Origin of the sequence: Paraburkholderia xenovorans LB400, from assembly GCF_000013645.1 — a bacterium.
GTDB classification, from domain to species: Bacteria; Pseudomonadota; Gammaproteobacteria; order Burkholderiales; family Burkholderiaceae; genus Paraburkholderia; species Paraburkholderia xenovorans.
The window spans coordinates 1,238,636-1,250,185 of record NC_007953.1 but is presented as its reverse complement, the minus strand read 5'-3'; the positions used below and the strand labels follow the sequence as shown (position 1 = coordinate 1,250,185).

Here is an 11,550-nt window from a genome sequence, read left to right as displayed (position 1 = left end):
GAAAAATGAAACTGAAAGGTGAAGCGGTACTGATCACGGGGGGCGCCTCCGGATTAGGGCGCGCGCTCGTGGACCGATTCGTGGCCGAAGGCGCCAAAGTGGCGGTGCTCGACAAGTCGGCAGAGCGCCTTGCAGAGCTGGAAACCGATCATGGCGACAACGTGCTCGGCATCGTCGGCGATGTGCGTTCACTGGAAGACCAGAAACAGGCTGCCAGCCGCTGCGTGGCCAGGTTCGGGAAAATCGACACCTTGATTCCCAATGCAGGCATCTGGGATTACTCGACGGCCTTGGTCGACCTGCCCGAAGAGAGCCTCGATGCCGCGTTCGATGAGGTCTTTCACATCAATGTCAAGGGTTATATCCATGCAGTGAAGGCCTGCCTGCCGGCCCTGGTCGCCAGCCGTGGCAACGTGATCTTCACGATCTCCAATGCGGGCTTCTATCCCAATGGCGGCGGCCCTCTTTACACCGCAGCCAAGCACGCCATCGTGGGCCTGGTGCGTGAACTGGCGTTCGAGCTGGCGCCATACGTGCGCGTCAACGGCGTGGGGTCGGGCGGCATCAATAGCGATCTGAGAGGTCCTTCCTCGCTGGGAATGGGCAGCAAGGCGATTTCGACCGTACCGCTGGCCGACATGCTGAAGTCGGTGCTGCCGATTGGTCGCATGCCCGAGGTCGAAGAGTACACCGGGGCCTATGTGTTTTTTGCCACCCGAGGCGATGCGGCGCCTGCGACCGGGGCCTTGCTGAACTACGACGGTGGCTTGGGCGTTCGTGGATTCTTCTCGGGTGCCGGAGGTAATGACTTGCTCGAACAGCTGAATATCCATCCCTAAGCATCGACGAAGGAGACAGTAATGAGCATCAGAAGTTTGGGATACATGGGGTTTGCGGTCAGCGACGTAGCTGCTTGGCGTTCGTTTCTGACGCAGAAACTGGGCTTGATGGAAGCGGGCACGACCGACAACGGCGACCTGTTCCGCATCGATTCGAGAGCCTGGCGGATCGCCGTTCAGCAGGGCGAGGTTGACGATCTGGCCTTTGCCGGCTACGAGGTGGCCGATGCGGCAGGGCTGGCGCAGATGGCTGACAAGCTCAAACAGGCCGGTATCGCAGTCACCACCGGCGATGCCTCATTGGCCAGGCGCCGCGGGGTGACCGGATTGATCACCTTTGCCGACCCGTTTGGCCTGCCGTTGGAAATTTACTATGGCGCCAGCGAGGTGTTCGAAAAACCGTTCCTGCCTGGTGCGGCCGTGTCGGGTTTCCTGACCGGCGAGCAAGGGCTGGGGCATTTCGTGCGCTGCGTTCCGGATTCGGACAAGGCGCTGGCGTTTTATACCGACGTGCTCGGCTTCCAGTTGTCTGACGTCATCGACATGAAAATGGGGCCGGACGTGACGGTTCCTGCGTACTTCCTGCACTGCAACGAACGCCACCACACCCTGGCAATTGCGGCATTCCCGCTGCCAAAACGCATTCATCACTTCATGCTCGAAGTCGCCTCGCTCGATGACGTCGGCTTTGCATTTGATCGGGTTGACGCGGACGGCTTGATCACCTCCACGCTGGGGCGCCACACCAATGACCACATGGTGTCGTTCTATGCCTCGACCCCGTCCGGAGTAGAGGTCGAGTATGGCTGGAGTGCCCGTACCGTTGACCGCTCCTGGGTTGTGGTGAGGCACGACAGTCCGAGCATGTGGGGCCACAAGTCTGTGCGCGACAAAGCAGCTGCGCGCAACAAAGCATGAACAACAACCTGAATAGCACGGGAATCCCTGCATGAAACTTTACTACAGCCCTGGTGCCTGCTCCCTGTCACCGCACATTGCATTGCGCGAGGCGGGCCTGAACTTCGAGTTGGTGCAGGTCGATCTTGCGAGCAAGAAGACTGCCTCCGGGCAGGACTACCTGGAGATCAACCCGGCCGGGTACGTGCCTTGCCTGCAGCTTGACGACGGCCGTACCCTGACCGAAGGCCCGGCCATCGTGCAATACGTGGCCGATCAGGTCCCCGGCAAGCAGCTGGCGCCGGCCAACGGCAGCTTCGAGCGCTACCACTTGCAGCAATGGCTGAACTTCATCTCGAGCGAACTGCACAAGAGCTTCAGCCCCTTGTTCAACCCTGCCTCCAGCGATGAGTGGAAAAACGCCGTGCGGCAGAGCCTGAACACCCGCCTGGGGCAGGTCGCACGACAGCTCGAACATGCGCCTTATCTGCTGGGCGACCAACTGAGTGTGGCCGACATCTATCTGTTCGTCGTGCTCGGTTGGAGCGCATATGTCAACATTGATCTTTCGCCCTGGCCCTCGCTGCAGGCCTTCCAAGGCCGTGTTGGAGGCCGTGAAGCGGTACAGTCAGCGCTTCGCGCCGAAGGCTTGATCAAGGAGTGAAGATGCCTTCCCGGGGCGCGGAAGCGGGCCTGGGAGAGCTGCCTCAAAGCAATGAACGCCCCGACCTGGAATGAGAAACGCCATGACCCCTGAACTGATCGGAACGCTGGGTGACGAGCTCTACAGCGCGCTGTGCACGCGCACCGTGGTCGAGCCGTTGACCAGCCGCCATCCAGAGATCACCGTCGAGGACGCCTACCACATTCAGCAACGGATGATCTCGCGCCGTCTGCAGGCCGGCGAGCGCGTCGTCGGCAAGAAAATCGGCGTTACCAGCGCGGCCGTGATGAACATGCTGGGCGTCTACCAGCCCGACTTCGGCTACATGCTGGACGGCATGATCGTCAGCGACGGCGGCAGCATCGCCATGTCCTCCCTGATCCAGCCCAAGGCCGAAGGGGAAATCGCCTTTGTCCTGAAAAAGGACCTCATGGGTCCCGGCGTCACCAACGCCGACGTGCTGGCTGCCACCGACTTTGTCATGCCCTGCTTCGAGATCGTTGACTCGCGCATCGGCGACTGGAAAATCAAGATCCAGGACACCGTGGCCGACAACGCCTCCTGCGGCATGTTCGTGCTCGGTAGCAGCGCCGCCGACCCGCGCAGGATCGACCTGATGACCTGCGGCATGGTGCTCGAGAAAAACGGCGAGATCATCGCCACCGGCGCCGGCGCCGCCGCCCTGGGCTCCCCGGTCAATTCCGTGGCCTGGCTGGCCAACACCCTGGGCCGCCTGGGCATCGGTCTGAAAGCCGGCGAGGTGATTCTCTCCGGCGCGCTGGCCGCCATGTTCCCGGCCCAGGCCGGCGACCATTTCCGCGTCACCATCGGCGGCATCGGCGGCTGCTCGGTGCGCTTTCACTGACTTTTCCGGAAATTTCAGCACATGACGAAAAAAATCAAATGCGCCCTGATCGGCCCCGGCAACATCGGCACCGACCTGCTGGCCAAGCTGCAGCGCAGCCCGGTATTGGAACCCATCTGGATGGTCGGCATCGACCCCGAATCCGACGGCCTCAAGCGCGCCCGCGAGATGGGCATCAAGACCACCGCTGACGGTGTCGATGGGTTGATTCCCCACATGCAGGCCGACGGCGTGCAGATCGTCTTCGATGCCACCAGCGCCTACGTGCATGCTGACAACAGCCGCAAGGTGAATGCCCTCGGCGCCCTGATGATAGACCTGACCCCGGCGGCCATCGGCCCCTTCTGCGTGCCGACGGTCAACCTCAAGGAACATGTCGGCAAAGGCGAGATGAACGTCAACATGGTCACCTGCGGCGGCCAGGCCACCATTCCCATGGTCGCGGCCGTGAGCCGCGTCCAGCCGGTGGCCTACGGCGAAATCGTCGCCACCGTCTCGAGCAAGTCCGCCGGACCCGGAACGCGCAAGAACATCGACGAATTCACCCGCACCACCGCCGGCGCGGTCGAAAAGGTCGGTGGCGCCAAAAAGGGCAAGGCCATCATCATCCTCAACCCGGCCGAGCCCCCGCTGATCATGCGCGACACCGTGCACTGCCTGCTGGAGAGCGAACCCGATCAGGCCAAGATCACCGAGTCCATCCACGCCATGATCAAAGAGGTGCAGAAGTACGTGCCCGGCTACAAGCTGGTCAACGGCCCGGTTTTCGACGGCTTGCGCGTCTCGGTCTACCTGGAAGTCGAGGGCCTGGGCGACTACCTGCCCAAATACGCCGGCAACCTCGACATCATGACGGCGGCGGCGGCCCGCACCGCCGAGATGTTTGCCGAGGAAATCCTCGCCGGGCAGTTGACACTCCAGCCCGTCCACGCCTGAACCACGCAGGAGAACCACCATGAAGCTAGAAGGCAAAAAAGTCACCGTCCACGACATGACGCTGCGCGACGGCATGCACCCCAAGCGCCACCAGATGACGCTGGAGCAAATGAAATCCATCGCCTGCGGCCTGGATGCCGCGGGCATCCCGCTGATCGAAGTCACCCACGGCGACGGCCTGGGCGGCTCCTCCGTCAACTACGGCTTTCCGGCGCACAGCGACGAGGAATACCTGGGCGCCGTGATTCCGTTGATGAAGCAGGCCAAGGTCAGTGCCCTGCTCTTGCCCGGCATCGGCACCGTCGAACACCTGAAGATGGCCAAGGACCTGGGCGTGAACACCATCCGCGTGGCCACCCACTGCACCGAAGCCGATGTGTCGGAGCAGCACATCACCCAATCGCGCAAGCTGGGTCTGGACACCGTGGGCTTTTTGATGATGGCGCACATGGCCAGCCCAGAAAAGCTGGTCAGCCAGGCACTCTTGATGCAAGGCTACGGCGCCAACTGCATCTACGTCACCGACTCGGCCGGCTACATGCTGCCTGACGACGTGAAAGCGCGCCTGAGTGCCGTGCGTGCCGCGCTCAAACCCGAAACCGAGTTGGGCTTTCACGGCCATCACAACCTGGCCATGGGCGTCGCCAACTCGATCGCCGCGATCGAGGCCGGGGCCACCCGCATCGATGCCGCTGCCGCTGGCCTGGGTGCCGGCGCCGGCAACACGCCGATGGAGGTGTTCATCGCCGTATGCGCGCGCATGGGGATCGAAACCGGAGTCGATGTGTTCAAGATCCAGGACGTGGCCGAAGACCTGGTGGTGCCGATCATGGACCATGTCATCCGCATCGACCGCGACTCGCTCACGCTGGGCTATGCCGGGGTCTATTCCAGCTTTCTGCTGTTTGCCAAACGCGCCAGTGCGAAGTACGGCGTGCCGGCGCGCGACATCCTGGTCGAGCTGGGACGGCGCGGCATGGTCGGCGGCCAGGAAGACATGATTGAAGACACCGCCATGACCATGGCACGTGAGCGCGGGTTGACCTTGACCGCCGCATGATTTCAAACCCGGCGCGGCATGAAGCGCTGCGCCTGACCAGTTTCCACTCCACTCACTTAAAGGATGAAAAATGACCGCACTCACCGAAAGTTCTACCAGCAAGTTCGTGAAAATAAATGAAAAAGGTTTTTCCGATTTCAATATTCACTACAACGAGGCGGGTAACGGCGAAACCGTCATCATGCTGCATGGCGGGGGCCCCGGCGCTGGCGGCTGGAGTAACTACTACCGCAACGTCGGACCGTTTGTCGACGCCGGTTACCGGGTGATCCTGAAGGATTCGCCCGGCTTCAACAAGTCGGACGCGGTGGTGATGGACGAGCAGCGCGGCCTGGTCAACGCCCGTGCCGTCAAAGGGCTGATGGATGCGCTGGACATCGACCGGGCGCACCTGGTCGGCAACTCGATGGGGGGCGCCACGGCGCTGAACTTCGCGCTCGAATACCCCGACCGCATCGGCAAACTGATCCTCATGGGGCCCGGCGGCCTGGGCCCCAGCATGTTCGCGCCGATGCCGATGGAAGGCATCAAGCTGCTGTTCAAGCTGTATGCCGAGCCGTCCTACGAGACGCTGAAACAGATGCTTCAGGTGTTTTTGTACGACCAGTCCCTTATCACCGAGGAGTTGCTGCAGGGCCGCTGGGAAGCCATTCAGCGCCAACCGGAACACCTGAAGAACTTCCTCATCAGCGCACAAAAGGCGCCGCTTTCAACCTGGGATGTGACTGCCAGACTTGGAGAAATCAAGGCCAAGACATTCATTACCTGGGGGCGCGATGATCGCTTCGTTCCCCTTGACCACGGTTTGAAGCTGCTCTGGAACATCGACGACGCGCGTTTGCACGTTTTCTCCAAGTGCGGCCATTGGGCGCAATGGGAGCATGCCGATGAATTCAACCGCCTGGTGATTGACTTCCTGCGGCACGCGTAAGGGGCAAGAGCGCCGCTTTTTGTTGTCCTGCGTGTCGGTACGGGGTACGCATCAGGCCGAAATGAAGCGGCGGGATTCAGAAGAGACAAAAGCGTCCATTTTGGACAATTGAAGTTCGTTTTTTAAAAATATAAGGAGACAAAATCATGAAAATTATCGCTTCCACGCTGACCTGTTTTGCCGTAGCGACTCTGTCGGCCGGCGTCCATGCACAAGCCTTCACCAACTCCCCGTCGCCATGGTCCATTGGCGTCGGAGCCGTCCACCTGAAGTTCCACCCCTCGGCGGATGTCTCGTTCGCTGGCAACCGGGTGGCGCGGTGACGGTGGGCAGCGACACCGTGCTGGGCGTGGAAATCGGATACGCCGTAACGCCCAACTGGACGGCCCGGCTGGATGTCGGTTCGCCGGTGGAAACCGATTTAGGCGGCGCTGGAACCTTGAGCCCGTTGGGAAAATTGGGCAGTGTCAAAGGTGGCCCGGCCATTTTGACAATGACGTATTCGCCAGGCATGCTGGGGCCGATCCGACCGTTTTTCGGCGGCGGTCTGACCTATCTGAGGGTTTTCAGCACCAAAGATGGCGCCGTGCAGAACCTCAAGGTTGACGATGGGCTCGGTACGGCACTAACGATCGGCGCGGACTGGCCCCTGTCGGATGGCTACAGCATCGGCTTCTCGGTTCAGAAGCTGTTTTTGAAAGTCAAGGCCACGGGGACTGCCGGTGGCGCGCCGGTTCGTGCCGATGTCAAACTGGATCCGGTGTTGACTTTCCTGTCGCTTCGCAAGCAGTTTTGACCGTTCAGTGACCGCCGCCCGGTCCGGGCGTCCGGTGCGGTTGTATCGCGTTAGCGGGTGCAAGGCAAAGTGGTACCGGGTTGCGCCAGCGACTTCTTACGTCAGACGGAAGTGTCCTGCGAATGCGTAGAACTGGTCGGCAAACGACATGCCTTCACGCTTCAGCATGAACTGGCCTTTGCGAATCATATGCATCAGTTCGATGCCGGCCAGGATCGAACTCCAGGGGACCTCGAATTACACGTGATTTCGGCGTCATCAGTGAGCCAGGCGTTTGAATGTGCTTAGCAACGCGCGAGCGTGGTCGTTTCATGGACGCGGCATTGAGCCGCCGCAGATCGTGGCGTCTGAGGCCCGGCTGGCAGTCCATGCATCACACACGGTGGTTATTTTCGTCATGGAGCGCTGGCTAGGTGCGCAACCCAGGGACTGATCCGAAGCCACCACCAGGCGTTATCGTCTCCGTGGCCGTCAGTTGTCGCAGACCGACATCAATGCCACATTCAGGTGGCATGCGCTGGCACGGCGGGTGCAGCCAACGGCTGCACCGCCAGCCGCAGACCCATCGCCTTGAGGATTGCCCGCAAGCTGTTAAGTGCCGGATTGCCCTTCGGGGAGAGCGTGCGATAAAGCTGCGTCGGATTCAGGTGCGCCTGTTCGGCCACCGCCTGAACGCCGCCGAAGGCCTCGGCCATTTGACGCAGCACGATCAGCAGTTCGGCCTGGTCGCCATCTTCCAGAATGCCGTTGACCACTTCCAGCGCGAACGCGGGGTCGTTTCGGTACAACTCGGCCATCGCATCGTCATGGGGTCTACTTCTCATCATCTGTTCTCCGTTGCCAGTCTTGCCAGTAATCCACCGCCCGAGCGATGTCCGCGTCCTGAGTCTTCTTGTCGCCGCCGCACAGCAACAACACCACACGCCGGCCCGACAAGGCGTAGTACACCCGGTAGCCCGGCCCCGCATCGATGCGCAACTCCCACACGCCCTTGCGACAGAACTTGTGATCGCCAAAGTTGCCTTGCTCGATGCGAATGACGCGCCGTGCCACCGCAACCTTGGCTTGACCGTCGCGTAACCGCTTCAGCCATTCGATGTAGAAGTCCTTCTGCTCACCGAGAGTCAGGTAATGCTCAATCTCGTATGCTGCCATTTTCGTCTATAAACGAATGACTGTCAAGATACATCGACTGGTGTGGCAATCGTGCCCGCCACCACCGTCTTGCGCCGGTTCGCCACCAGTTCGGCCGCCTGACGCACCGGCGCATCCTCGGTGTGGATGTAGCGCATGAACATCGCCACCGTCTTGTGCGCGGTCAGCACCATGCCGACCTTGACCGGGATGCCCGAATTGGCGATGTCGGTGGCCGAACGGTGCCGGATACCATGTGTGCCGACGTGCTGCACACCAGCAGCCTTCAGGATGCGGCTCCAGCCGTTGTAATGCTCCCCGTTCGTCATGTGCTTGAGCGGATCGCGCAGCGACGGCAGCACATAGAGTGAGCCTTCGTGCCTGGGCACCGTCGAGAGCAGGCGGTGCGCTTCCTCGCTCATCGGTTTGGACATGCCGCCGGTCTTGCTGTCAGGCCAGGCCACGCGCCGGTTCTCCAGATCGACCCAGGTCCACTCCAGCAACAGGATTTCGGAGCGGCGCGCCGCGAACTCGAACTGCAAGCGGATGGCCAGCGTGACGATGGGTGGTTCGCTGCTTTCGGCCTCCACCTTGTCCAGATGCCTGAACAACTTGCCCATTTCCTCGTCGGTGATGAGCCGGGTGGTCTTGCCTTGAGGGTATTGGGGGATGTGCCGGCACGGGTTCGTGCCATCCGTCCGCAAGCCCCAGATTTCGGCCATGTTGAACATTTTTCGCATGACGGCGAGCGTGTGGTTGGCCTCCATCGGCGTGGACTCCAGCTTCTTCATCATCGTCGCAACGTCCGGGCGCTTGACGTCCTGGACCTTCATGCGGCCCAGAATAGGGATGATGTTGCGGTCGATGTTGCCCTGGTAGCCTTTCTGCGTGCTCGGCTTGTTGCGAACCTTGGAGTAGTCCGACATGAAGCGTCCGCACAGTTCCTTGACGGTCGGTGCCTTGCGCGCCTCAGCCTTGTCGCCGCCGGGGTCGCCGCCCCGGCGGACCTCGGCCAGCCAGGTCTGCGCCAGCGAGCGGGCCTGCTCGACGGTCAGCTCTCCGTACAGGCCGATGGCGGGCTTGCGCCGCTCCCCGGCATTGGTCCGGTACTGGAGCATGAACACCTTGCGGCCTGCAGGTGTAACCTTACACATGAAGCCGGGCACCAGGGTATCGCGCAGTTCGACGGGCTGCGCCTGGGGTTGTGCCGCGTCTATAGCGGACTTGGTGAGTTTGATTTTGGCCATGCTGACTCCTAGGAGGAATGAGCCAGTTTCCAGGTGTCGGCTGGGAGCCAAGCGGATGGAAACCGGATCGGGTTGTGGAAAGCACCGGGGTATGGTGAATCCACTTGATCCCTAGGAAAACTCGCTGTGGCGGGCCTCAGCGTAGATCAGCCAAATTCGGTGCTGATCACAGCATGAAATAAAAAACCCGGCCGGGCAGGGCGCCGGGCCGGGTTGTCGCGGGTGTTTCAGCTCACTTGAAGCCGACACGGTCCAGCATCTGCTGCACCTTGATCTGGTTCATGCCGACGGCGCTGATCGGGATGGTCTCGCTCTTGAAGCTGCCGCCGGTCATGGCCTGCAGGGCCGGGTTGCTGAGCTTCACGTCCTTGGCCACGGGCCACTCGTTGTTGCCGTTGGCGAAATGCTCCTGCGCGGCCGGGCTGGCCAGGTATTCCAGGAACTTCACGGCATTGGCCGGGTTCTTGGCATGGCGGGCCACCGCACCGCCGGCCACGTTCACGTGGGTGCCCCAGCTGGACTGGTTGGGGAAGACCACACCCACGCGTTCGGCCACGGCGCGTTCCTGCGGGTTGGTGGAGCGCAGCATGCGGGCGAGATAGTAGGTGTTGGTCACGCCGATGCCACATTCGCCGGAGGCCACACCCTTGATCTGGTCGGTGTCGCCGCCCTTGGGCGAGCGGGCCATGTTGTCGACCAGGCCCTTGAGCCAGGCTTCGGTCTTGACCGGGCCGAGGTGTTCGGTCACGGCGCCGAACAGGCTCAGGTTGTAGGGGTGCGAGCCCGAGCGGATGCACAGCTTGCCCTTGTTTTTCGGGTCGGCGAGCTTTTCGTAGGTGTCGACGTCCTCGCGCTGGACCTTGATCTTGTCGTACACGATCACGCGCGCCCGGGTCGAGAAACCGAACCACGGCGTACCGCCGTCGGCCGCGGCTTTGGCGCGCAACTGGGCCGGGATGGCGTCGTCCAGCACCTTGGACTTGACCGGCTGGAACAGGCCCTCGATCTCGCCCCGCCACAGCCGCGCGGCGTCCACGAGCAAAATCACGTCGGCCGGTGAGGCCGTGCCTTCGGCCTTCAGCCGGGCGAGAATCCCGGCATCATCGGCGTCCACGCGGTTGATCTTGATGCCGGTGGCCTTGGTGAAATTGGCGTACAGCGCCTCGTCGGTTGTGTAATGACGCGCCGAATACAGGTTCAGAACCTGTTCCTGGGCCGAGGCGCCGGTGGCAGCCAGCAGGGTTGCCGCGAGGGCAAAAGCGGTTTTCTTCAGCATATGAGATCCCGTGAATGGCAACAGAAGTCAACGAATGAAGCGATGATAAATCAAACGAGAATAATTCTCAATAGTGTTTATGACCCATTCCTGCGCCCGGCAGGCCGCTGGACCTGGGCCGCTGTGGCGGTCATCGGGCTGGTGCTGGGCGGTTGCGCCAGCCCGCCCGCAGGCGGACCGCCGGTGGCCGTGACGCCGCCGGTGGTGAAGAAGACGCCGCGTCTCGGCTTGGCGCTCGGTGGAGGCGCCGCACGCGGCTTCGCCCATGTCGGGGTGATCCAGGTACTGGAGGAAGCCGGCATCAAGCCCGACCTGGTGGTGGGCACCTCGGCGGGCAGCCTGGTGGCGTCGTTCTACGCCAGCGGCAAGAACGGTGCCCAGCTGCAGCAGGTGGCGGAAACCATGGAAGAGGCCACCTTCACCGACTGGACGCTGCCGATCTTCAACCGCGGCGTGCTGCGGGGCGAGGCCCTGGGCCGGTATGTCAGCGCGCAGGTGGCGGGCCGGTTGATCGAGAACATGCCGATGCCGCTGGGCATCGTCGCAACGGACCTCAACAGCGGGCAGGGCGTGTTGTTCCGCCGGGGTGACACCGGCACGGCCGTGCGGGCGTCGAGCGCCGTGCCTTCGGTGTTCCAGCCGGTCCGGATCGCGGGACATGACTACGTGGACGGCGGCCTGGTGTCGCCGGTGCCGGTGCGTTATGCGCGCCAGATGGGCGCCGACCTGGTGCTGGCGGTGGATATTTCCAGTGCGCCCGAGGGGGGGTCTCCTCGTTTTCAGTGCAATAAGTGACGGTACGCAAAGCTAGCACTGGCGCGGGGGTGGTCTGGGTAGACCGTTGATTTCATTGACTTTCCTGTTCGCTTTGTAAACGGGTATGGTGGCCTCCCACTTTTGAGGTT

General features: G+C 62.1%; 14 protein-coding genes and 1 pseudogene. 11 read left to right on the top strand and 4 right to left on the bottom strand.

The window, feature by feature from the left end; all coding sequences use genetic code 11:
* Positions 1-5 precede the first annotated feature (5 nt).
* From bphB to BXE_RS48435, 10 genes are all read left to right on the top strand, one after another.
* Positions 6-839, top strand: a complete 834-nt coding sequence (gene bphB / locus BXE_RS42290; RefSeq protein ID WP_011494296.1) for a cis-2,3-dihydrobiphenyl-2,3-diol dehydrogenase — start codon at positions 6-8, stop codon at positions 837-839.
* A 21-nt stretch (positions 840-860) separates the two neighbouring features.
* Positions 861-1,757, top strand: a complete 897-nt coding sequence (bphC, locus tag BXE_RS42285; protein ID WP_011494295.1) for a biphenyl-2,3-diol 1,2-dioxygenase — start codon at positions 861-863, stop codon at positions 1,755-1,757.
* Between the two features lie 31 nt (positions 1,758-1,788).
* Positions 1,789-2,400, top strand: a complete 612-nt coding sequence (gene gstA, locus BXE_RS42280) for a glutathione transferase GstA (RefSeq protein ID WP_003450988.1) — start codon at positions 1,789-1,791, stop codon at positions 2,398-2,400.
* 82 nt (positions 2,401-2,482) lie between these two features.
* Positions 2,483-3,265 carry a 2-oxopent-4-enoate hydratase gene (dmpE, locus tag BXE_RS42275; RefSeq protein ID WP_003450985.1) on the top strand — a complete coding sequence of 261 codons (783 nt, stop codon included), beginning with the start codon at positions 2,483-2,485 and terminating at the stop codon, positions 3,263-3,265.
* A 21-nt stretch (positions 3,266-3,286) separates the two neighbouring features.
* Positions 3,287-4,201: an acetaldehyde dehydrogenase BphJ gene (bphJ, locus tag BXE_RS42270; RefSeq protein WP_003450975.1), complete on the top strand. Its 915-nt coding sequence runs from the start codon at positions 3,287-3,289 to the stop codon at positions 4,199-4,201.
* 19 nt (positions 4,202-4,220) lie between these two features.
* Positions 4,221-5,261, top strand: a complete 1,041-nt coding sequence (gene bphI / locus BXE_RS42265) for a 4-hydroxy-2-oxovalerate aldolase BphI (RefSeq protein WP_003450974.1) — start codon at positions 4,221-4,223, stop codon at positions 5,259-5,261.
* Positions 5,262-5,331: 70 nt separating this feature from the next.
* Positions 5,332-6,192 carry a 2-hydroxy-6-oxo-6-phenylhexa-2,4-dienoate hydrolase gene (gene bphD / locus BXE_RS42260; RefSeq protein WP_011494293.1) on the top strand — a complete coding sequence of 287 codons (861 nt, stop codon included), beginning with the start codon at positions 5,332-5,334 and terminating at the stop codon, positions 6,190-6,192.
* 146 nt (positions 6,193-6,338) lie between these two features.
* Positions 6,339-6,515: a hypothetical protein gene (locus BXE_RS46850; RefSeq protein ID WP_167540902.1), complete on the top strand. Its 177-nt coding sequence runs from the start codon at positions 6,339-6,341 to the stop codon at positions 6,513-6,515.
* A 2-nt stretch (positions 6,516-6,517) separates the two neighbouring features.
* Entirely contained in the window at positions 6,518-6,988 is a 471-nt protein-coding gene (locus tag BXE_RS42255; protein ID WP_233518886.1) for an OmpW/AlkL family protein, read from the top strand.
* Between the two features lie 280 nt (positions 6,989-7,268).
* Entirely contained in the window at positions 7,269-7,421 is a 153-nt protein-coding gene (locus BXE_RS48435) for a hypothetical protein (RefSeq protein WP_196812977.1), read from the top strand.
* Between the two features lie 70 nt (positions 7,422-7,491).
* On the opposite strand, the gene BXE_RS42250 is transcribed toward BXE_RS48435, so the two are convergent.
* From BXE_RS42250 to BXE_RS42235, 4 genes are all read right to left on the bottom strand, one after another.
* A complete protein-coding gene (locus BXE_RS42250; protein ID WP_011494291.1) occupies positions 7,492-7,812 on the bottom strand; it encodes a DNA-binding protein in 321 nt (106 codons plus the stop codon).
* Positions 7,802-8,143, bottom strand: coding sequence for a type II toxin-antitoxin system RelE/ParE family toxin (locus BXE_RS42245; RefSeq protein WP_011494290.1), 342 nt, complete (start codon positions 8,141-8,143; stop codon positions 7,802-7,804). The genes BXE_RS42250 and BXE_RS42245 overlap by 11 nt, the downstream gene beginning before the upstream one ends.
* Positions 8,144-8,166: 23 nt before the next feature.
* Positions 8,167-9,369, bottom strand: coding sequence for a tyrosine-type recombinase/integrase (locus BXE_RS42240; protein WP_011494289.1), 1,203 nt, complete (start codon positions 9,367-9,369; stop codon positions 8,167-8,169).
* 232 nt (positions 9,370-9,601) lie between these two features.
* Positions 9,602-10,645: a Fe(3+) ABC transporter substrate-binding protein gene (locus tag BXE_RS42235; protein WP_011494288.1), complete on the bottom strand. Its 1,044-nt coding sequence runs from the start codon at positions 10,643-10,645 to the stop codon at positions 9,602-9,604.
* Positions 10,646-10,687: 42 nt separating this feature from the next.
* Here BXE_RS42235 and BXE_RS42230 point away from each other — a divergent pair.
* A pseudogene (locus tag BXE_RS42230) lies at positions 10,688-11,410 on the top strand (patatin-like phospholipase family protein); the annotation flags it as partial.
* Positions 11,411-11,550 lie beyond the last annotated feature (140 nt).

Coding starts and splice junctions, on each gene's coding strand:
- bphB (WP_011494296.1), top strand. CDS start 6: ATGAAACTGAAAGGTGAAGCGGTACTGATCACGGGGGGCGCCTCCGGA.
- bphC (WP_011494295.1), top strand. CDS start 861: ATGAGCATCAGAAGTTTGGGATACATGGGGTTTGCGGTCAGCGACGTA.
- gstA (WP_003450988.1), top strand. CDS start 1,789: ATGAAACTTTACTACAGCCCTGGTGCCTGCTCCCTGTCACCGCACATT.
- dmpE (WP_003450985.1), top strand. CDS start 2,483: ATGACCCCTGAACTGATCGGAACGCTGGGTGACGAGCTCTACAGCGCG.
- bphJ (WP_003450975.1), top strand. CDS start 3,287: ATGACGAAAAAAATCAAATGCGCCCTGATCGGCCCCGGCAACATCGGC.
- bphI (WP_003450974.1), top strand. CDS start 4,221: ATGAAGCTAGAAGGCAAAAAAGTCACCGTCCACGACATGACGCTGCGC.
- bphD (WP_011494293.1), top strand. CDS start 5,332: ATGACCGCACTCACCGAAAGTTCTACCAGCAAGTTCGTGAAAATAAAT.
- BXE_RS46850 (WP_167540902.1), top strand. CDS start 6,339: ATGAAAATTATCGCTTCCACGCTGACCTGTTTTGCCGTAGCGACTCTG.
- BXE_RS42250 (WP_011494291.1), bottom strand. CDS start 7,812: ATGAGAAGTAGACCCCATGACGATGCGATGGCCGAGTTGTACCGAAAC.
- BXE_RS42245 (WP_011494290.1), bottom strand. CDS start 8,143: ATGGCAGCATACGAGATTGAGCATTACCTGACTCTCGGTGAGCAGAAG.
- BXE_RS42240 (WP_011494289.1), bottom strand. CDS start 9,369: ATGGCCAAAATCAAACTCACCAAGTCCGCTATAGACGCGGCACAACCC.
- BXE_RS42235 (WP_011494288.1), bottom strand. CDS start 10,645: ATGCTGAAGAAAACCGCTTTTGCCCTCGCGGCAACCCTGCTGGCTGCC.